Source organism: Stenotrophomonas oahuensis (assembly GCF_031834595.1).
GTDB classification, from domain to species: Bacteria; Pseudomonadota; Gammaproteobacteria; order Xanthomonadales; family Xanthomonadaceae; genus Stenotrophomonas; species Stenotrophomonas oahuensis.
Window position 1 is genome coordinate 3,417,463 of sequence record NZ_CP115541.1, and the last position, 16,801, is coordinate 3,434,263.

The window sequence follows — 16,801 nt, forward strand, 5'->3', positions numbered from 1 at the left end:
CTCAGCATGCGTGGGAGCATCCGCAGGCAGCTCTGTTTGTGGATCGAGGATCAACAGCAATGTCTATCAGCTACCCAGCCAAAATCGACGGAAAGGAGGGCGACTACGTCATGACCTTCCGCGACATCCCGGAGGCAATTACGGGCGGTGCCACAATCGACATCGTGTTGGCCAACGCAGTGGACTGCTTGGCCACGGCGATCGAATTCTATGTCGATGATCGCAGGGCGCTGCCTGTCCCGACGGTTGCCAAGAACGGTGAAATCCTCGTTGAGCTGCCGACCACGAGTCATCGTCGAACGGTTACAGCATCCCAGCCACCACAAGCCCGTCGTAGGTAGCACTCCAGTCTCCGCTGTGCTTCACCGCAACACCACCCGCAGCATTCCAAGCAGCGCAGTTCGCACTCCAGTCGTCCACCAGAACATCGCCGGGCCGATGCATGAACAAAGGCTTGTTGGCACCGCCCAGCACCGGCAGCACGAGGCAGGTCTGCGATAGATGCTCACGCACCCACGCGCGCTTCTGCGTGGCAGCGACGGTGTAGTTGCTCTTAGGGCAGGCGGTGAGGATCACCGGGTCCAGCTGTTCAATGGCGCGGAAGAATTCGATCGCACCGGCAATCGGTGGCAGGTCGCGGAAGAATGACGCGTGACCGTTGATATGTCCCCACATCACGTCGTCTTCCAGTTGGCGGTGGTCCAACCCGAACACGGCCGGGAAGCCGGTATCGAAGTCGGCCATGACGCCGTCCAGGTCCAGATACAGCGTGCGTGTGTCTACGGTGATGGCGGGACGGGAAGTGGAGGAGGGCAGCGTTGGCTCGGGGGATTGGAACGCCTGCTCCAGGCTGCGCATGCCGTGTTCAACCCATTGCGACAGGGTGCTTGCGGGGATGCCAACTTCGGCGCTGGCAGAAGCCACCGATGTGCGGCCCTGCAGAATTTCGACAACCAGGGCGGCTTTGCGCGGCCCCGTCCAGATAGGAGTCTCGTAATCCATTACGTCTCTCGTTTGCGTGATGGGTACTACGATAGCACTGGTGGCGGGTACTGCGATGGGAAGCAGAATGAGCTGATCGAAACTATCCTCGGGCCATCACGATCTGGGTGCGAACTTCAACCTTGAGCGCGCGTTTGACGGCTGCAAAAACGGCGGAAATATTGCTCATCGTTGGATTTCCCGATTGGGATAACATGCGGTGAAGGCTTTTCGCAGGCTTGTGGATTTCTTCAGCGAGCGCCTCGAAGCCCACCGTAGCGTTGACGAGATCGCGCAGCACCAGTTTGGCCGATTCCGGCTCCCCGTTTACGAACTGGGTGATGGCTTCGTCGAGCAGCGCTCGAGCAAACGCGGGGTCATTCTGCACGCGCGCTGCCACGGTTTCCTTGAAATTACGAGTGAGTGCCATGTCTAGGTTCCTTTCTGCGTTGATGCCTTTCGTTGTTTGAAATCTTCCCAGAGAGTGACAGCCTTCTCGATGTCCTTCTGTTGTCGCTTCTTGGTGCCGCCGCCGATCAAGATGATGATCTTCAATCCGTCTCTTGCAAGGTGGATACGTAGACCGGGCCCCCAATCGATCTCGTACTCCCCGATGCCGTGGAACCACGCGACGTTGGAGAGGTTTCCAAGTTCCAATCGAGTCAGCGCTATATGTACCTTCGCTGCGGCGAGGGGGTCGAGCTGTCCGTACCATTTGCCGAAGGGGCTCGTGCCGTTGTCGAGTAGGAGTTCATTGAGCTCGTAGGTCACCATAAGACAGTAACATATACGTTCCCATTGTGCTTGGTCGAATGCAGTGCGAGTGGTTCGTGCCGGGTAGGGGCTGCTTCGACGGCTGTCATGCCTTACCGGGCGTGGGCAGGTTCCGTGCGGTCGTCTTGCGAGCGACCCTACCGGAACTTCCTGACACGTCAGTGGCCTAATGCACAAACAAAAAACCCGGAACTCCTCGCGGAATTCCGGGTTCTCGTAGGTTCTTTCGAACCTGTGTTGGTGGAGGTGGGCGGAATTGAACCGCCGTCCGAAGGCACTCCATCCCCAGTTCTACATGCTTAGCTCACCGTTTGGTGTCGTCCTGGAGCAGTACGGTGTGCGAAACGCACCCCAGGATCAGCCCGCTTTGGGTTAGGCCATGACTGACGGGCAGCCACCACAGCCGATTCCATGATAATGACCCTACACCGACGAGCATGGACACAAGTGGGTTCGGGGCTCCGCCTTATGCGGCAGAAGAACTACAACTGCAGCTGTTTTTTAGGCAGCAACAGCGAAGTTCGGAGCGTAGTCGCTTTCGTTGGCAACTAGAGTTTTGCCGCTGGATTTACGAGGAAAGCTGCCCCCTCGGCATGCACCAGGTAACTTCACAACCCCCGTCGAAACCAATGCACCCCCGGTCTCTTCAGTTCTTGCAAGGCTATCAGGCTGCTGGATGGTCGAAACCGGCCAGTGGCCCTACCCGATGGCGGAGATGCTACGCCAAAAAGGCTGAACAGTCACCTTTTGGGGCGCGCGGAGGGCAGGTTACCGCTGGCGCAGGTTCTCGGCGCGATGGCGGGCCTTTTCGCGGCGCTGATTGCTCTTCTCGTGCTTCAGTGCCGTGATCTGGCGCTGGGCCTCCGGTTCCACCTGGGCCAGCAGGGTCTGCAGGCGGATGATCCGGGCCTGCAGTTGCGGGGTGTCGGATTCAGCCGCCTCGCGCTGGGCGTTGCGCAGCAGGTAGGTCAGCACCTTGAGCAGGGCTGCAGGCTCCATGGTGCGGCTGAATTCGGTGAAGATGAACTCAAAGGCCGCAATGTCTGCCTGCAATTCGGCCGGAGTAGGGGTCTGGGTCACGCGCGGCTCCTGCCGTTGGAAAGTAAGGAATGGGACATCACGGTTCAGGCGTCGCGATTACCGCGACGCATGGCGCGCTGCTTTTCAATGGCCCAGTCGCGGTCCTTGGCGGCGTCGCGCTTGTCGTGGGTCTGCTTGCCCTTGGCCAGTGCCACTTCCAGCTTGATCTTGTTCTTGCTCCAGTACATCGCGGTGGGCACGATGGTGTAGCCGTCGCGTTCGACCTTGCCGATCAGTTTGTCGATCTCCCGGCGGTGCAGCAGCAGCTTGCGCTCGCGGCGGTCGTTGGCCACCACGTGGGTGGAGGCCTGGATCAACGGGGTGATCTGCGCGCCGATCAGGTAGATCTCGCCGGACTTCACATAGGCGTAGGCGTCGACGATGTTGCCGCGCCCGGCGCGGATCGACTTGACCTCCCAGCCCTGCAGGGCCAGACCGGCCTCGAAGCGCTCTTCAATGTGGTACTCGTGGCGGGCACGCTTGTTGAGCGCGATGGTTTTATTGGCCGTCGCGTTCTTTGCTTTATCCTTGGCGCTGTTCTTGCTCATTTATCTATTGTCTCCGATTCCGGCCGTCCGTGGTCGATTCGTCAGCCAAGCCAACGTATGACTACCATCCGCCGCAGTGCCCTGGTTGAACATTCCGCCGCCCGCATGTTCGACCTGGTAAATGATGTCGAGGCCTACCCGCGCCGGTTCCGCTGGTGCTCGGCCTCGCAGGTCCTGGAATCCAGCCCGGATAGGGTGGTGGCGCGGCTGGACCTGGGCCTGGGCTCGTTCTCGACCTGGTTCATGACCGAAAACAGCCTGCAGCGGCCACACCATATTGATATGAAGCTGCGCGATGGTCCCTTCAAGCAGCTGCATGGCCGCTGGGAGTTCCATGCGCTGGCCGAAGATGCGTGCAAGGTCACCCTCACCCTGGACTTCGAACCCACCAGCCGCCTGCTCGGGCCGGCACTGGCACTGGGCTTCCAGGGCCTGGCCGACCGCATGGTCAACGACTTCATCCGCGTTGCCGACAGCCAGGACTGAGCGGTGATCCGCGTCGAGGTGGTGCTGGCATGGCCGGACCGGGTGGAGCGCCGGGCGCTGGAGCTGGCCGAAGGGGCGACAGTGGCCGAAGCGATTGCGGCGGCGAACCTGCCCGGTAGCGCAGACTGCCCGGCGGTGGCGGTGCATGGGCTGCTGGCCCGGCTTGCCCAGGTGCTGGAGGACAACGACCGGGTGGAACTGCTGAGGCCCTTGCTGGCCGACCCGAAGGACAACCGGCGCCGGCGCGCTGCGAGGTAACTGCGTTCGCGGTCTGCGGGCGGATCAGCCGGGCAAGCCCGGCTCTACGATTCAGCGACCGCGCTGCTTCTTCTTGTCCTTGGCCAGGTTGCGGCCGAACTGGCGGACGGTGTCCTGGGCCAGCTGGGCGTCGCGGGTGGCGAAGAAGTCGCCTTCCCAGCGGGTGACCAGGTCGTTCTCGAAGAACACGGTGAAGTTCTTCACTTCAGTACGGCCCACCCGGTTGGTCCGCTCGGTGGCGGTGTAGTCCCAGCGCTGGGCGTGGAACGGGTCGGGAATGGACGGGGTGCCGAGCAGGGCGTTGACCTGCTGCTTGCTCTGGCCGACCTGCAGCTGACCGACGGCCTGCTCCCGGACCAGGTTGCCCTGATAGATGGGTTGCTTGTAGATGATGCCGCACCCGGTGGTGGACAGGGCAACGGCGGCGACCAGCAGGAGATTGCGCATCGGAAAGGGCGTTTGGGGAAATCCAGTCGATGATACACTCCCCGCGTGTCGCCGCGACCCAATCCGAGGCAGCTGGCGCTAAATCGCCAATGAACGGAGACTTATGGAAACCAACGACCTGCGCAAAGTCGGCCTGAAGGTGACCCACCCGCGGATGCGGATCCTGGCCCTGCTGGAGCAGCGGGATGCCCAGAAGCACCACCACCACATGACCGCTGAAGACATCTACCGCCAGCTGCTCGAGCACGGTGATGAAATCGGGCTGGCCACGGTGTACCGCGTGCTGACCCAGTTCGAGGCCGCCGGCCTGGTGCTGAAGCACAACTTCGAGGGCGGCCAGGCCGTTTACGAACTGGACCGCGGCGGTCATCACGACCACATGGTCGATGTCGACAGCGGCAAGATCATCGAGTTCGAAAGCCACGAGATCGAAGAGCTGCAGCGCAAGATCGCGGCGGATCATGGTTACGAGCTGGAAGAGCACTCGCTGGTGCTGTACGTGCGCAAGAAGCGTAAATAACCGCAACGCGGTTGTTTACGCGATCGGGATGCAACGCCGCGACGACCAACGGTCGTCGCCTACCGCGGGGATCATCGCGCCCGGTAGGTCCCGACCGTTGGTCGGGACGCCCCCCTCACACCTGCAACAGCTTCCGCGCGGCCGCCCGCGCCTCCTTGCTGACTTCCACGCCGCCCAGCATTCGGGCGAGCTCTTCTTCGCGCGCCTTGCTGTCCAGCTTCTCCACCGCGCTCTGGGTCATCCCGTCCACGGGGGCCTTGCTCACCCGGTAATGCGCGTGGCCCTTGGAGGCCACCTGCGGCAGGTGGGTCACGCACAGCACCTGGCGCTTTTCGCCCAGGGCGCGCAGCTTCTGCCCGACGATGTCGGCCACGGCACCGCCAATCCCCGAATCCACTTCGTCAAAGACCATGGTCGGCACCGCGTCCAGGTCCAGCGCGGCCACTTCAATGGCCAGCGAGATGCGTGACAGCTCGCCCCCGGAGGCCACCTTGCGCAGGGCGCGCGGCGGCTGGCCGGCGTTGGCGGCCACCAGGAACTCAACCCGCTCGGCCCCGTTCGGGTCCGGCTTGGCCACGGCCTGCGGTTCGATCTCGATCAGGAACTGACCGCCGCCCATGCCCAGCTCGCCGATCAGCGCGGTGGTGGTGGCGGAAAGCTCGGCTGCGGCGGTGCGACGGCTGGCGCTCAATGTGGCGGCCACGGCCTGCCATTGCCCCGCCGCGCGGTCGATCTCGCCGGCCAGCGTCTGCAGGCGGGCGTCGGCGCCGCGAAGCTGCTCCACTTCGGTTTCCATCGCATCGCGATGCTCGCCCAGCTGCTCCATCGGCACCCGGTGCTTGCGTGCCAGGTCGTGCAGGCGGCCGAGGCGGCGTTCGATGTCCTCGAACTGCTCCGGGTCGGCATCCAGGTCGCCGTGCACCCGGTCGAGCAGGGCCAGGGCTTCGTGCAGCTGGATGGCCGCGCCGTCCAGCAGGGCGTCCACGTCGCCCAGGCGCGGGTCGTGTTCGGCCACCCGCGACAGCTCGTGCCGGGTCTGCTGCAGCTGCTGCAGCACGGCGCTGTCGTCATCGCCATTCAGGCGTGCGGCGGCCACGTCGCAGGCGGTGAGCAGGGCACCGGCATGGGCCTGGCGGCGGTGGCTGCTGGTCAGTCCGACAATCGAGGCCGGCTCCAGGTCCTCGCGCTGCAGCTCGCCCAGCTGGTGTTCCAGAAAACCGATGCGGTCGCTGACGTCGCCCTGGCGCGACAGCGCCTCGGCTTCGTCAACCAGCGCCTGCCAGCGGGCGGCAGCCTGGCGTACCTGGCTGCGCTCGGCCTCGTTGCGGGCGTAGGCGTCCAGCAGCGCCAGCTGCGAGGGGCGCGCCAGCAGGGCCTGCTGGTCGTGCTGGCCATGGATCTCCACCAGCATGCCGGCCAGCTCGCCGAGCTGGGTCAAGGTGACCGGGCGGCCGTTGATCCACGAACGCGAGCCGCCGTCGGCGCGGATGACCCGGCGCAGCTGGCACTGGTCGTCATCGTCCAGTTCGTTGTCGCGCAGCCAGGCGCGCGCGGGTGCGTCGGCGTCGGGCGCGAACTCGGCCGACAGTTCGGCGCGGGCGGCCCCGTGGCGGACCACGCCGCTGTCGGCGCGCAGGCCGGACAGGAAGCCGAGTGCGTCCACCATCAGCGACTTGCCGGCCCCGGTTTCACCGGAGACTACGGTCATGCCCGGCCCGAACTCCAGTTCGGTGGCGCGGACGACGGCGAAATCCTTGATCGAAAGATGTCTGAGCATGGTATTGGGTTCTTGAGCCGCGCAACGCTAGCATGGGCGCGGGGCCACTCCAATGACTTGCCAACGTCCACGCCAGCCATTATCAAGGCGGGCGTCTCACAGGCTGATTCCATGCACGCACCTTCGCCACCGCTGGCACCGCGCGCCCGCCACCTGCTGCGGACCCTGATCGCGCGCCATATCCAGGATGGGGAACCGGTGGGGTCGCAGACGCTGGCGCGACTGGCTGGCCTGGACGTCAGCCCGGCCACCATCCGCAACATCCTGGGCGACCTGGAGGATCTGGGCCTGCTCAGCTCACCGCATGCCTCGGCCGGGCGGGTACCCACCGCCACCGGCTACCGGGTGTTTGTCGACAGCCTGGTCAAGATGCAGCCGCCGGGCGAGGGCGAACTGCAGCGCCTGCGCAGCGAGCTGTCCAGCGGTACCGGCACCCAGGCGCTGCTGGGCAGTGCCTCGGAACTGCTGTCGGCGATGAGTCATTTCGTGGGTGTCGTGGGTGCCCCCCGGCGCGAACAGTTCGCATTCCGGCATATCGATTTCGTGGCGCTGGACGCGCGCCGGGTGCTGGCCATCCTGGTATTCGCCGACAACGAGGTGCAGAACCGGGTGATCGAGCCCCGCCGCGCCTGGGAGCCGGCCGAGCTGGAGCGGGTCGCCAACTATCTCAATGCGCATTGCGCCGGCCGCACCCTGGCCGAGATCCGCGCCGGCCTGCTGCTGGAGCTGCGCCAGGCCCGTTCGGAAATGGAGCAGCTGCTGGCCCACAGCGTGGAGCTGGCCGAGCAGGCCCTGGCCCCGCCGGCCGATGACATCGTGCTGGCCGGGCAGACCCGGCTGATGGGGGTGCAGGACCTGTCCGACCTGGAACGGCTGCGCGAGCTGTTTGACGTATTCGCCAGCAAGCGCGAGATCCTGCAGCTGCTGGAACGCACCAGCCAGGCCCCGGGGGTGCGCATCTTCATTGGCGAGGAAACCGGGGTGGTGCCGCTGGAAAGCGTGTCGCTGGTGACCGCGCCGTACTCGGCCGGCGGCCAGGTGCTGGGCGTGCTCGGGGTGATCGGCCCGAAACGGATGGCCTACGACCGCATGATTCCGCTGGTGGAGGCCACCGCCCAGGTGCTGGGGGCGGCGCTGGACGCACCCTCTAGCGGTGGATTGTCCCGTGACCGCACCTGAAAGCGTCATCTGCTCTTGAATCGGTCCGCCGCGCCCACATAGGGGGTGTGGAGGCGGGGAGTGACCGCCAAGGACCCGAACATGAATCAAGATCAGCCCGATACCGCCACCCCGTCCCCGGCCGACGCCGCTGCCGAAGGTTCTTCGCTGCAGCAGCAGCTGGAGGCCCTGCAGAACGAGGTCGCCCTGCTGCGTTCGGAGTCGCTGCGCGAGCGCGCCGACCTGGACAACCAGCGCAAGCGTGTGGCCCGCGACGTGGAGCAGGCGCGCCGCTTCGCCAATGAAAAACTTCTGGGCGAACTGCTGCCGGTGTTCGACAGCCTGGACGCCGGCCTGAATGCCGCCGGCACCGAGGCCAGCCCGCTGCGCGAAGGCCTGGAGCTGACCTACAAGCAGCTGCTGAAGGTCGCCGCCGACAACGGCCTGACCCTGCTGGACCCGACCGGGCAGCCGTTCAACCCGGAACACCACCAGGCCATCAGCCAGGTCGACGCCCCCGGCGCGGCCCCGGGCAGCGTGGTCCAGGTGTTCCAGAAGGGTTACCTGCTGAACGACCGCCTGCTGCGTCCTGCGCTGGTGGTGGTTGCAAGGGATTGATCAACCGTGCAGCCGGGCAAGCCCGGCTCTACGGCAACCCTGGTTGAACACAGCGTTCGCGGAATGGGTTGAATGTGACAAACCCATCCCCCACATCCCATTCATAACCCGGCAGCCGCCGGACAGTACTTAAGAACTTTCAGGAGTCTCCCCATGGGCAAGATCATTGGTATCGACCTCGGCACCACCAACTCGTGTGTGGCGATCATGGACGGCGGCAAGGCCCGCGTCATCGAAAATGCGGAGGGCGACCGCACCACGCCTTCCATCGTCGCCTACACCAAGGACGGCGAAGTGCTGGTGGGTGCCTCGGCCAAGCGCCAGGCGGTCACCAACCCGAAGAACACCTTCTACGCCGTCAAGCGCCTGATCGGCCGCAAGTTCACCGACGCTGAAGTCCAGAAGGACATCGCGCACGTGCCGTATTCGATCCTGGCCCACGACAACGGCGACGCCTGGGTTGCCACCAGCGATGCCAAGAAGATGGCCCCGCAGGAAATCTCCGCCCGCGTGCTGGAGAAGATGAAGAAGACCGCCGAAGCGTTCCTGGGTGAGACCGTCACCGAGGCCGTGATCACCGTGCCGGCCTACTTCAACGACAGCCAGCGCCAGGCCACCAAGGACGCCGGCCGCATCGCCGGTCTGGAAGTGAAGCGCATCATCAATGAGCCGACCGCCGCAGCCCTGGCCTATGGCCTGGACAAGGGTGACGGCAAGGACCGCAAGATCGTCGTTTACGATCTGGGCGGCGGCACCTTCGACGTGTCGATCATTGAAATCGCCAACGTCGACGGTGAAAAGCAGTTCGAAGTGCTGGCCACCAACGGCGACACCTTCCTGGGCGGCGAAGACTTCGACAACCGCGTCATCGAGTACCTGGTGGACGAGTTCAACAAGGACCAGGGCATCGACCTGCGCAAGGATCCGCTGGCCCTGCAGCGCCTGAAGGACGCCGCCGAGCGCGCCAAGATCGAGCTGTCCACCAGCCAGCAGACCGAAGTGAACCTGCCGTACGTCACCGCTGACGCCTCGGGTCCGAAGCACCTGAACATCAAGCTGACCCGCGCCAAGCTGGAAGCGCTGGTGGAAGACCTGATCAAGAAGTCGATCGAGCCATGCCGCATCGCGCTGAACGATGCCGGCCTGCGTTCGAGCGACATCAGCGAAGTGATCCTGGTCGGCGGCCAGACCCGCATGCCGAAGGTGCAGCAGGCGGTGACCGAGTTCTTCGGCAAGGAACCGCGCAAGGACGTCAACCCGGACGAAGCCGTGGCACTGGGTGCGGCGATCCAGGGCGGCGTGCTGGGCGGCGACGTCAAGGACGTGCTGCTGCTGGACGTGACCCCGCTGTCGCTGGGTATCGAGACCATGGGCGGCGTGTTCACCAAGATCATCGAAAAGAACACCACCATTCCGACCAAGGCCTCGCAGGTGTTCTCCACCGCCGAGGACAACCAGTCGGCCGTGACCGTGCACGTGCTGCAGGGTGAGCGCGAACAGGCCCGCTTCAACAAGTCGCTGGCCAAGTTCGACCTGTCCGGCATCGAGCCGGCTCCGCGTGGCCTGCCGCAGGTGGAAGTGTCGTTCGACATCGACGCCAACGGCATCCTGCACGTGTCGGCCAAGGACAAGAAGACCAACAAGGAACAGAAGGTCGAGATCAAGGCCGGTTCGGGTCTGTCCGAGGACGAAATCGCACGCATGGTGGCTGATGCGGAAGCCAACCGCGAAGAAGACAAGAAGTTCCACGAGCTGGTCCAGGCCCGCAACCAGGCTGACGCGCTGATCCACGGTACCCGTACCGCGATCACCGAACACGGCAGCAAGGTCGGCGGTGATGTGATCGGCAAGGTGGAATCGGCTCTGGCCGACCTGGAAACCGCGATGAAGGGTGACGACAAGGCGCAGATCGAAGCCAAGTCGAAGGCGCTGGAAGAAGCCGGCCAGTCGCTGTTCGCCGCTGCATCGGCCGCTGACCAGGGCGGTGCCGCCCCGGGTGGTGAGTCCGCTGGCAACGGTGGTTCGGCCGCCCACGACGACGTGGTCGACGCCGAGTTCACCGAAGTCAAGGACGACAAGAAGTCCTGATCCAGACGCGACACGGGACGCTGCGCAGGCAGCGTCCCGTTGTCACATCTCAGATCCTGACCGCCGCAGCCCGGTGTGTCGGGGGCAATACCCGACTGCCGGACAACGATTGAAGTTATGAGCAAGCGCGACTATTACGAAGTGCTGGGCGTGACCCGCACCGCCAGCGAAGAAGAACTGAAGAAAGCCTATCGCCGTTGCGCGATGAAGTTCCATCCTGACCGCAATCCGGGCGATGCGGCGGCCGAAGCCTCCTTCAAGGAGTGCAAGGAAGCCTACGAAACCCTGTCCGATGCGAACAAACGCCGCATGTACGATGCCCACGGCCACGCCGCGTTCGAGCACGGCATGGGCGGCGGTGGTCCGGGCGGCCCGGACATGGGCGACATCTTCGGCGACATCTTCGGCAACATCTTCGGGGGTGCCGGCGGTGGTCCGCGCCAGGCCCGTCGCGGTGCTGACATCGGTTACGTGATGGAGCTGGACCTGGAAGAAGCCGTGCGGGGCATCGAGCGCCGCATCGAGATTCCGACCCTGGCCGAGTGCGATGACTGCAACGGCAGTGGCTCGGAAGACGGCAAGGTGGAAACCTGCTCGGTCTGCAAGGGCCATGGCCAGGTGCGCATCCAGCGCGGCATCTTCGCCATGCAGCAGGCCTGCCATAACTGCAACGGCCGCGGCCAGATCATCCAGACTCCCTGCAAGACCTGTCACGGCAATGGCCGTGTCGAGGAAGACAAGGTGTTGTCGGTCAAGGTGCCTGCGGGCGTCGACACCGGCGACCGCATCCGCCTGGCGGGCGAAGGCGAAGCCGGCCCGGCCGGCACGCCGCCGGGTGACCTGTATGTGGAAGTGCGCGTGCGCGAGCACGACATCTTCCAGCGCGACGGCGATGACCTGCACTGCGAGGTGCCGATCCGCATCTCCCAGGCGGCATTGGGCGACACCGTGCGCGTGGCGACCCTGGGAGGCTATGCGGAGATCCGCATCCCGGCCGAAACCCAGACCGGCAAGCTGTTCCGCCTGCGAGGCAAGGGCGTGCGTTCGGTGCGCAGCCGCAGCGAAGGCGACCTGTACTGCCGCGTGGTGGTGGAAACGCCGGTCAACCTCACCGCCGAGCAGCGCAAGCTGCTGGAGCAGTTCGAAACGACCTTCGTCGGCGAGGAAGCACGTAAGCACTCGCCGAAGTCGGCCACCTTCCTGGATGGCGTCAAGGGCTTCTGGGACCGCATGACGTCGTAAGCCGGGTTGGTTCCATTGGTAACGAAAAGCGCCGGCAATGCCGGCGTTTTTTTATAATGGCCCCATGAACGAACCCCTCGAAAGCCACCTCGTCCACGGCCGCCGCCAGCGCCCGGACGGTCCGTCGCCGGTCGACGTCATCTCGGTCCAGTCGCAGCTGGTCTACGGCCACGCCGGCAACAGCGCGGCGGTGCCGCCGCTGCGCGCGCTGGGCGTGCGCGTGGCGGAGATTCCCACCACGCTGCTCAGCAACGCGCCGTTCTATGCCACCACCCGCGGCCGTGTGCTGCCGTCGGACTGGTTCGCCGACCTGCTGCTGGGTGCAGGCGAACGTGGCTTGCCGCAACGTGCGCGCATGCTGGTGTCGGGCTACTTCGGCAGCGTCGGCAACGGCGCGGCGTTCGCCGATTGGCTCGATGTGGTGCTGCCGGCCTCGCCGCAGCTGCGCTACTGCCTGGACCCGGTGATTGGTGACACCCACACCGGGCCCTACGTGGAACCAGGTTTGGAAACCATTTTCGCCGAGCGCCTGCTGCCGCATGCCTGGCTGGTCACGCCGAACGCCTTCGAACTCAATCGCCTGACCGGGCTGCCCAGCCTGGAAGAAGGCGACGCCATCGCCGCCGCGCAGGCACTGCTGGCACGTGGCCCGCAATGGGTGCTCGCGCACAGCGTCGGTGGCGAACCCGGCCAGCTGGTCACCCTGGCGGTCAGCCGCGACGCGATCTGGCGCTGGTCCTCGCCGCACCTGCCGGTGGACGTGGCCGGCACCGGTGACGTGCTGATGTCGCTGCTGGTGGCCTTCCTGCTGCGCGGCGAGGCGTTCGAACAGGCGATCTCGCGCGCGATTGCCGGCGTCCATGTGGCGCTGGAAACCACCCTGGCCAACCACCACGAAGAGTTCGATGTGCTGGCGGCCGCGCCGGCCGCGCTGGCGTTCCCTGATCGCTTCGTTGCCGAGCGTCTGGCGTGAGCGTGCGCCCGCTGATCGGTATTGTCGGCAGTGCCGGTGCCTACGGGCGGTGGCTGCAGCGCTTCTTCGAGCAGCGCATGGGCCTGGAGGTGATCGGGCATGACCCGGCCGATCCGGATTCGCATTCGCCGGAGGATCTGCTGGAACGCGCGCAGGTGCTGATCTTCTCCGCGCCGATCCGACATACGCCGGCGCTGGTGGCCGAGTACGTGGAACGCTCTGCCGGGCGCGAAGCTGGCCGGCTGTGGCTGGACGTCACCTCGGTCAAGAGCGCACCGGTGGCGGCCATGCTGGAATCACAGGCCGAGGTGGTGGGATTGCATCCGATGACCGCACCGCCCAAGGCCCCGACCCTGAAGGGGCGGGTGATGGTGGTCTGCCAGTCCCGTGTAAGCACGTGGCAGCCGTGGGTGGAGGCGCTGTGCGGGGCGCTGGAAGCCGAGTGCGTGCAGGCCACGCCCGAACACCACGACCAGGTGATGGCGCTGGTGCAGGCGATGGTGCATGCCACCCATCTGGCCCAGGCCGGCGTGCTGCGCGAGTACGCGCCGCTGCTGGGCGCGCTGCCGGCGCTGATGCCGTACCGGTCGGCCTCGTTCGAGCTGGATACCGCGATCATCGCGCGCATTCTGTCGATGAACCCGGTGATCTATGAGGACATCCAGTTCGGCAACCCGCATGTGGCCCCGATGCTGGAACGTCTGCTCGGCCAGCTGCAGCAGCTGCACCAGCAGGTGCTGCAGGGCGATGATGCCGCGCGCGCGGACTTCCGCAATCAGCTGCTGCGGGTGAACCGTGAACACCAGGGCGAGGCGCAGCTGGCCGAAGGCAACTACACGTTTGAACGGGTGGGGTATCTGCTGGCCGATCTGACCGAACGAAACGCGATCAGCGTGCATCTGCCGGAAGACCGGCCTGGCTCGCTGCGCGAACTGCTGCATGTGTTCGAGCGCCATGGCGTCAGCCTGGCGTCGATTCATTCCTCGCGCACCCCGGCGGGTGAGGTGCATTTCCGAATGGGTTTCGTGGCGGGCAGCGACGCGCAGGCGATGCTGCGGGCGGCGCAGGAAATCGATGCCAGCGGCATCGGTCGGGTGCTGTCGCGCTGAGGCGATGGGCAGTTCATCCACAGGGGGTGTGGATGAACTGCGCACAAAGGTGTGGATAAGTGCGGGCAGGTCCCGGCAGGCAACGCTGTCAAGAGACCTGGCGATTAATTGACCAGCGTTACGTGTTCAATGTCAGCGCACCATCGCGCGTGTGGTATTGGCGGCCATCCCGCTCGAGCGGTTCGCCGGAATCCAGCTCATAACGCTTTTCACCGCCATCGGCCTGGTCGGCAACGAACTCCAGAATGATGCGGGTCTCGCCATTGGCGTCAGTGGCGGGGAACTGGCGGAACGACATGCAGCACCTCCTTCAGCGGCCTGTTGGGTAGCGCCACCATGCGACCGCTGCCGTTACCGGCGCGTCATCAATCGATGAATTGCAGTCGCGCCAGTTCAGCGTACAGACCACCTTCGGCCAGCAACTCGGCATGGGTGCCCTGGGCGACGATGCGGCCGTGGTCCATCACCACGATCCGGTCGGCCTTCAGCACCGTGGCCAGCCGGTGCGCGATCACCAGCGTGGTGCGCCCGGCCATCAGCCGCTCCAGCGCCTGCTGCACGGCGCGCTCGCTCTGTGCGTCCAGTGCGCTGGTGGCTTCGTCCAGCAGCAGGATGGGTGCGTCCTTGAGCAGGGCGCGGGCAATTGCAATGCGCTGCTGCTGGCCGCCAGACAGGCGCGCGCCGCGCTCGCCCAGCTCGCTCAGGTAGCCGTCGGGCAGGGCCTGCAGGAAGTCGTCGGCCTCGGCGGCTTCGGCAGCTTGCTGAACCTCGTCGTCGCTGGCGTCCAGCCGCCCGTAGCGGATGTTGTCCAGCGCGGTGGCGGCAAACAGGGTGGGCTGCTGTGGCACCAGCGCCATCTTCGCGCGCAGCTGCGCCGGGTCGAACTGGCGGATGTCCACGCCGTCCACTTCCACGCCGCCGGCGGCCGGGTCGTGGAAGCGCAGCAGCATCGACAGCACCGTGCTCTTGCCGGCACCGGATGGCCCGACCAGGGCTACGGTCTCGCCCGGGCGCACATGCAGATCGAAGTGATCCAGCGCGGCGGTGTCCGGGCGTTGCGGGTAATGGAACACCACATCGTTGAAGCGGATCTCGCCGCGCAGCGGGGCGGGCAGGGCCTGCGGGTGCGCCGGGGGGGTGATCTCCACGTCTTCCTGCAGCAGCTCGGCAATCCGGCCCATGCCGCCCGAGGCGCGCTGCAGTTCGTTCCAGACTTCGGCCAGTGCGCCCACCGAACCGCCGCCGATGAGTGCATACAGCACGAACTGGCCCAGCGTGCCGGCGCTCATGCGCCCGTCAATGACATCGTGCGCGCCCAGCCACAGCACACCCACGATGGCACCAAAGATCATCACGATGGCGACGGCGGTGACCAGTGATTGTGCGGTGATGCGGCGGCGCGCGGCCTTGATCGATTCCCCCAGTGCCGCGTTGAAGCGTCCGCGCTCGTAGGGCTCGCGCGCGTGCGCCTGGACCGTGCGCACGGCCCCCAGCGTTTCCGCGGCCAGCGAGTTGGCATCGGCAATGCGGTCCTGGCTGGCGCGCGAGATGTGGCGCAGGCGGGCGGCCCCGATGAGAATCGGCAGGATCGCCAGCGGAATGCCGACCAGCGACCACGCGGCCAGCCGCGGGCTGGTGATGAACAGCATGGTCAGGCTGCCGATCACGGTGACGCTGCTGCGCAGGGCCACCGACATGGTGGAGCCGATCACGCTGCGCAGCAGTTCGCTGTCGGCGGTGAGGCGCGAGACCAGTTCGCCGCTGCGGCTGCGGTCGTGGAAGCCCGCCCCGAGGCTGATCAGGTGGGCATAAAGACGGCTGCGCAGGTCGGCGACCACTTTCTCGCCCAGCATCGAAACGAAGAAGAAGCGCGCGGCGGTGGCCAGCGCCAGCACCACCGCAACCAGGAACAGCAGGGCGAAGGCGCGGTTGATGTCGCCATTGCTGCTGAAGCCGTGGTCGATCATCTGCTTGACGGCCGGCGGCAGGCTGAGCGTGGCCGCTGAGGATATCGCCAGTGCGACCAGCCAGGCCGAGAACAGCCCGATATGGCGGCGCACGAACGGCCACAGCGTCCCCAGGCTGCCCAGACGGCGCAGGGGTGGGGCAGGCGTGGCGGAAGTGTCAGTCATGTGGGGGATCCTGGGGCAGTGCGCAGATGCACGCGGATACGATCACGTGTGGCGTCGCGCAGGCGGATTTTCAACGGTTCCACCTGGTCGGCGGGCAGTCGCAGCTGCAGTTCCACGCCGCGCGCGGTAAACGACTCATCGAGTTTCTCGGCAGCATGCGCGGCTACAGCCGCGTGCAAGGTCCCCAGATCTTCAAACGGGGCCTGCACCTCCAGCTCAGCCAGGGCGATCAACGGCACCCGCGGCGCGGTGCGCAGGCATTCGGCGGCGGTACCGCCATAGGCCCGCACCAGTCCGCCGGCACCGAGCTTGATGCCGCCATACCAGCGGATCACCACCACCATCACCCGGTCGAAGCCCTGGCCATCAATGGCGGCCAGGATCGGGCGGCCCGCCGTGCCGGCGGGTTCGCCGTCATCGCTGGAGCGGTAATCCTGGCCATGGCGGTAGGCCCAGCAGTTGTGGGTGGCATCGGCCACCGCCACCTGCTGAAGGAAGTCGAGTGCGGCGGCGGCGCTTTCAATCGGCGCAGCGTGCGCGATGAAGCGGCTGTGCTTGACGTCCAGGCTGTGGCTGACCGGTTGGGCGAGTGTATCGGGCATCGCCGACC

At 65.6% G+C, this 16,801-nt stretch carries 20 protein-coding genes and 1 other RNA gene; 10 read left to right on the top strand and 11 right to left on the bottom strand.

The window, feature by feature from the left end; genetic code table 11:
• Positions 1-59 precede the first annotated feature (59 nt).
• Positions 60-341 carry a type II toxin-antitoxin system HicB family antitoxin gene (locus tag PDM29_RS15270; RefSeq protein ID WP_311190926.1) on the top strand — a complete coding sequence of 94 codons (282 nt, stop codon included), beginning with the start codon at positions 60-62 and terminating at the stop codon, positions 339-341.
• Here the strand turns inward: PDM29_RS15270 and PDM29_RS15275 are convergent.
• From PDM29_RS15275 to smpB, 6 genes are all read right to left on the bottom strand, one after another.
• The gene (locus PDM29_RS15275) at positions 304-1,002 is read right to left on the bottom strand and encodes a 5' nucleotidase, NT5C type (protein WP_311190927.1); all 699 of its coding nucleotides are present in this window, start codon (positions 1,000-1,002) and stop codon (positions 304-306) included. The two genes, PDM29_RS15270 and PDM29_RS15275, sit on opposite strands and share 38 nt — an antisense overlap.
• Positions 1,003-1,084: 82 nt before the next feature.
• A complete protein-coding gene (locus tag PDM29_RS15280; RefSeq protein ID WP_311190928.1) occupies positions 1,085-1,411 on the bottom strand; it encodes a helix-turn-helix domain-containing transcriptional regulator in 327 nt (108 codons plus the stop codon).
• 2 nt (positions 1,412-1,413) lie between these two features.
• Positions 1,414-1,755 carry a type II toxin-antitoxin system RelE/ParE family toxin gene (locus tag PDM29_RS15285; RefSeq protein WP_311190929.1) on the bottom strand — a complete coding sequence of 114 codons (342 nt, stop codon included), beginning with the start codon at positions 1,753-1,755 and terminating at the stop codon, positions 1,414-1,416.
• A 238-nt stretch (positions 1,756-1,993) separates the two neighbouring features.
• Positions 1,994-2,394, bottom strand: a transfer-messenger RNA (tmRNA) gene (ssrA, locus tag PDM29_RS15290).
• A gap of 129 nt (positions 2,395-2,523) precedes the next feature.
• Positions 2,524-2,835 carry a hypothetical protein gene (locus tag PDM29_RS15295; RefSeq protein WP_311190930.1) on the bottom strand — a complete coding sequence of 104 codons (312 nt, stop codon included), beginning with the start codon at positions 2,833-2,835 and terminating at the stop codon, positions 2,524-2,526.
• A 44-nt stretch (positions 2,836-2,879) separates the two neighbouring features.
• Positions 2,880-3,383, bottom strand: a complete 504-nt coding sequence (smpB, locus tag PDM29_RS15300; protein ID WP_311190931.1) for an SsrA-binding protein SmpB — start codon at positions 3,381-3,383, stop codon at positions 2,880-2,882.
• Positions 3,384-3,440: 57 nt separating this feature from the next.
• Between smpB and PDM29_RS15305 the strand changes: the two genes are divergently transcribed.
• Together PDM29_RS15305 and PDM29_RS15310 are read left to right on the top strand one after the other, a co-directional pair.
• The gene (locus tag PDM29_RS15305) at positions 3,441-3,869 is read left to right on the top strand and encodes a type II toxin-antitoxin system RatA family toxin (protein WP_125358826.1); all 429 of its coding nucleotides are present in this window, start codon (positions 3,441-3,443) and stop codon (positions 3,867-3,869) included.
• A 3-nt stretch (positions 3,870-3,872) separates the two neighbouring features.
• On the top strand, positions 3,873-4,127 hold the full coding sequence (locus PDM29_RS15310) for an RnfH family protein (RefSeq protein WP_311190932.1): 255 nt from the start codon (positions 3,873-3,875) through the stop codon (positions 4,125-4,127).
• Between the two features lie 51 nt (positions 4,128-4,178).
• On the opposite strand, the gene PDM29_RS15315 is transcribed toward PDM29_RS15310, so the two are convergent.
• Positions 4,179-4,574: an outer membrane protein assembly factor BamE gene (locus PDM29_RS15315; RefSeq protein ID WP_311190933.1), complete on the bottom strand. Its 396-nt coding sequence runs from the start codon at positions 4,572-4,574 to the stop codon at positions 4,179-4,181.
• 103 nt (positions 4,575-4,677) lie between these two features.
• Between PDM29_RS15315 and fur the strand changes: the two genes are divergently transcribed.
• A complete protein-coding gene (gene fur / locus PDM29_RS15320) occupies positions 4,678-5,094 on the top strand; it encodes a ferric iron uptake transcriptional regulator (RefSeq protein WP_311190934.1) in 417 nt (138 codons plus the stop codon).
• Positions 5,095-5,209: 115 nt separating this feature from the next.
• Here fur and recN read toward each other — a convergent pair whose 3' ends face one another.
• Complete coding sequence (gene recN, locus PDM29_RS15325; protein ID WP_311190935.1) at positions 5,210-6,871, bottom strand: DNA repair protein RecN; 1,662 nt, start codon at positions 6,869-6,871, stop codon at positions 5,210-5,212.
• 111 nt (positions 6,872-6,982) lie between these two features.
• Here recN and hrcA point away from each other — a divergent pair, with 111 nt between their 5' ends.
• The 6 genes from hrcA to PDM29_RS15355 all read left to right on the top strand — a co-directional run bounded on the left by hrcA (position 6,983) and on the right by PDM29_RS15355 (position 14,059).
• On the top strand, positions 6,983-8,050 hold the full coding sequence (gene hrcA / locus PDM29_RS15330) for a heat-inducible transcriptional repressor HrcA (RefSeq protein WP_311190936.1): 1,068 nt from the start codon (positions 6,983-6,985) through the stop codon (positions 8,048-8,050).
• Between the two features lie 81 nt (positions 8,051-8,131).
• Positions 8,132-8,647, top strand: coding sequence for a nucleotide exchange factor GrpE (gene grpE / locus PDM29_RS15335; RefSeq protein WP_311190937.1), 516 nt, complete (start codon positions 8,132-8,134; stop codon positions 8,645-8,647).
• Positions 8,648-8,800: 153 nt separating this feature from the next.
• A complete protein-coding gene (dnaK, locus tag PDM29_RS15340) occupies positions 8,801-10,735 on the top strand; it encodes a molecular chaperone DnaK (RefSeq protein WP_311190938.1) in 1,935 nt (644 codons plus the stop codon).
• A 117-nt stretch (positions 10,736-10,852) separates the two neighbouring features.
• Complete coding sequence (gene dnaJ / locus PDM29_RS15345; protein WP_311190939.1) at positions 10,853-11,977, top strand: molecular chaperone DnaJ; 1,125 nt, start codon at positions 10,853-10,855, stop codon at positions 11,975-11,977.
• 64 nt (positions 11,978-12,041) lie between these two features.
• Entirely contained in the window at positions 12,042-12,950 is a 909-nt protein-coding gene (pdxY, locus tag PDM29_RS15350; RefSeq protein ID WP_311190940.1) for a pyridoxal kinase, read from the top strand.
• Positions 12,947-14,059, top strand: coding sequence for a prephenate dehydrogenase (locus PDM29_RS15355; protein ID WP_311190941.1), 1,113 nt, complete (start codon positions 12,947-12,949; stop codon positions 14,057-14,059). The genes pdxY and PDM29_RS15355 overlap by 4 nt, the downstream gene beginning before the upstream one ends.
• Positions 14,060-14,177: 118 nt before the next feature.
• Here PDM29_RS15355 and PDM29_RS15360 read toward each other — a convergent pair whose 3' ends face one another.
• From PDM29_RS15360 to PDM29_RS15370, 3 genes are all read right to left on the bottom strand, one after another.
• Positions 14,178-14,357: a hypothetical protein gene (locus PDM29_RS15360; RefSeq protein ID WP_311190942.1), complete on the bottom strand. Its 180-nt coding sequence runs from the start codon at positions 14,355-14,357 to the stop codon at positions 14,178-14,180.
• A gap of 67 nt (positions 14,358-14,424) precedes the next feature.
• Positions 14,425-16,191: an ABC transporter transmembrane domain-containing protein gene (locus tag PDM29_RS15365; protein ID WP_311190943.1), complete on the bottom strand. Its 1,767-nt coding sequence runs from the start codon at positions 16,189-16,191 to the stop codon at positions 14,425-14,427.
• Entirely contained in the window at positions 16,188-16,793 is a 606-nt protein-coding gene (locus PDM29_RS15370) for an IMPACT family protein (RefSeq protein WP_311190944.1), read from the bottom strand. Before PDM29_RS15370 ends, PDM29_RS15365 begins: the two co-directional genes overlap by 4 nt.
• Positions 16,794-16,801: the final 8 nt, after the last annotated feature.

What these genes read in the sequence shown, in the direction of transcription:
- PDM29_RS15275 (WP_311190927.1), bottom strand. Translation starts at nt 1,002, where the DNA reads ATGGATTACGAGACTCCTATCTGGACGGGGCCGCGCAAAGCCGCCCTG.
- PDM29_RS15365 (WP_311190943.1), bottom strand. Translation starts at nt 16,191, where the DNA reads ATGACTGACACTTCCGCCACGCCTGCCCCACCCCTGCGCCGTCTGGGC.
- dnaK (WP_311190938.1), top strand. Translation starts at nt 8,801, where the DNA reads ATGGGCAAGATCATTGGTATCGACCTCGGCACCACCAACTCGTGTGTG.
- dnaJ (WP_311190939.1), top strand. Translation starts at nt 10,853, where the DNA reads ATGAGCAAGCGCGACTATTACGAAGTGCTGGGCGTGACCCGCACCGCC.
- pdxY (WP_311190940.1), top strand. Translation starts at nt 12,042, where the DNA reads ATGAACGAACCCCTCGAAAGCCACCTCGTCCACGGCCGCCGCCAGCGC.
- grpE (WP_311190937.1), top strand. Translation starts at nt 8,132, where the DNA reads ATGAATCAAGATCAGCCCGATACCGCCACCCCGTCCCCGGCCGACGCC.
- PDM29_RS15360 (WP_311190942.1), bottom strand. Translation starts at nt 14,357, where the DNA reads ATGTCGTTCCGCCAGTTCCCCGCCACTGACGCCAATGGCGAGACCCGC.
- PDM29_RS15280 (WP_311190928.1), bottom strand. Translation starts at nt 1,411, where the DNA reads ATGGCACTCACTCGTAATTTCAAGGAAACCGTGGCAGCGCGCGTGCAG.
- recN (WP_311190935.1), bottom strand. Translation starts at nt 6,871, where the DNA reads ATGCTCAGACATCTTTCGATCAAGGATTTCGCCGTCGTCCGCGCCACC.
- PDM29_RS15370 (WP_311190944.1), bottom strand. Translation starts at nt 16,793, where the DNA reads ATGCCCGATACACTCGCCCAACCGGTCAGCCACAGCCTGGACGTCAAG.
- PDM29_RS15285 (WP_311190929.1), bottom strand. Translation starts at nt 1,755, where the DNA reads ATGGTGACCTACGAGCTCAATGAACTCCTACTCGACAACGGCACGAGC.
- smpB (WP_311190931.1), bottom strand. Translation starts at nt 3,383, where the DNA reads ATGAGCAAGAACAGCGCCAAGGATAAAGCAAAGAACGCGACGGCCAAT.
- PDM29_RS15305 (WP_125358826.1), top strand. Translation starts at nt 3,441, where the DNA reads ATGACTACCATCCGCCGCAGTGCCCTGGTTGAACATTCCGCCGCCCGC.
- PDM29_RS15315 (WP_311190933.1), bottom strand. Translation starts at nt 4,574, where the DNA reads ATGCGCAATCTCCTGCTGGTCGCCGCCGTTGCCCTGTCCACCACCGGG.
- hrcA (WP_311190936.1), top strand. Translation starts at nt 6,983, where the DNA reads ATGCACGCACCTTCGCCACCGCTGGCACCGCGCGCCCGCCACCTGCTG.
- fur (WP_311190934.1), top strand. Translation starts at nt 4,678, where the DNA reads ATGGAAACCAACGACCTGCGCAAAGTCGGCCTGAAGGTGACCCACCCG.
- PDM29_RS15270 (WP_311190926.1), top strand. Translation starts at nt 60, where the DNA reads ATGTCTATCAGCTACCCAGCCAAAATCGACGGAAAGGAGGGCGACTAC.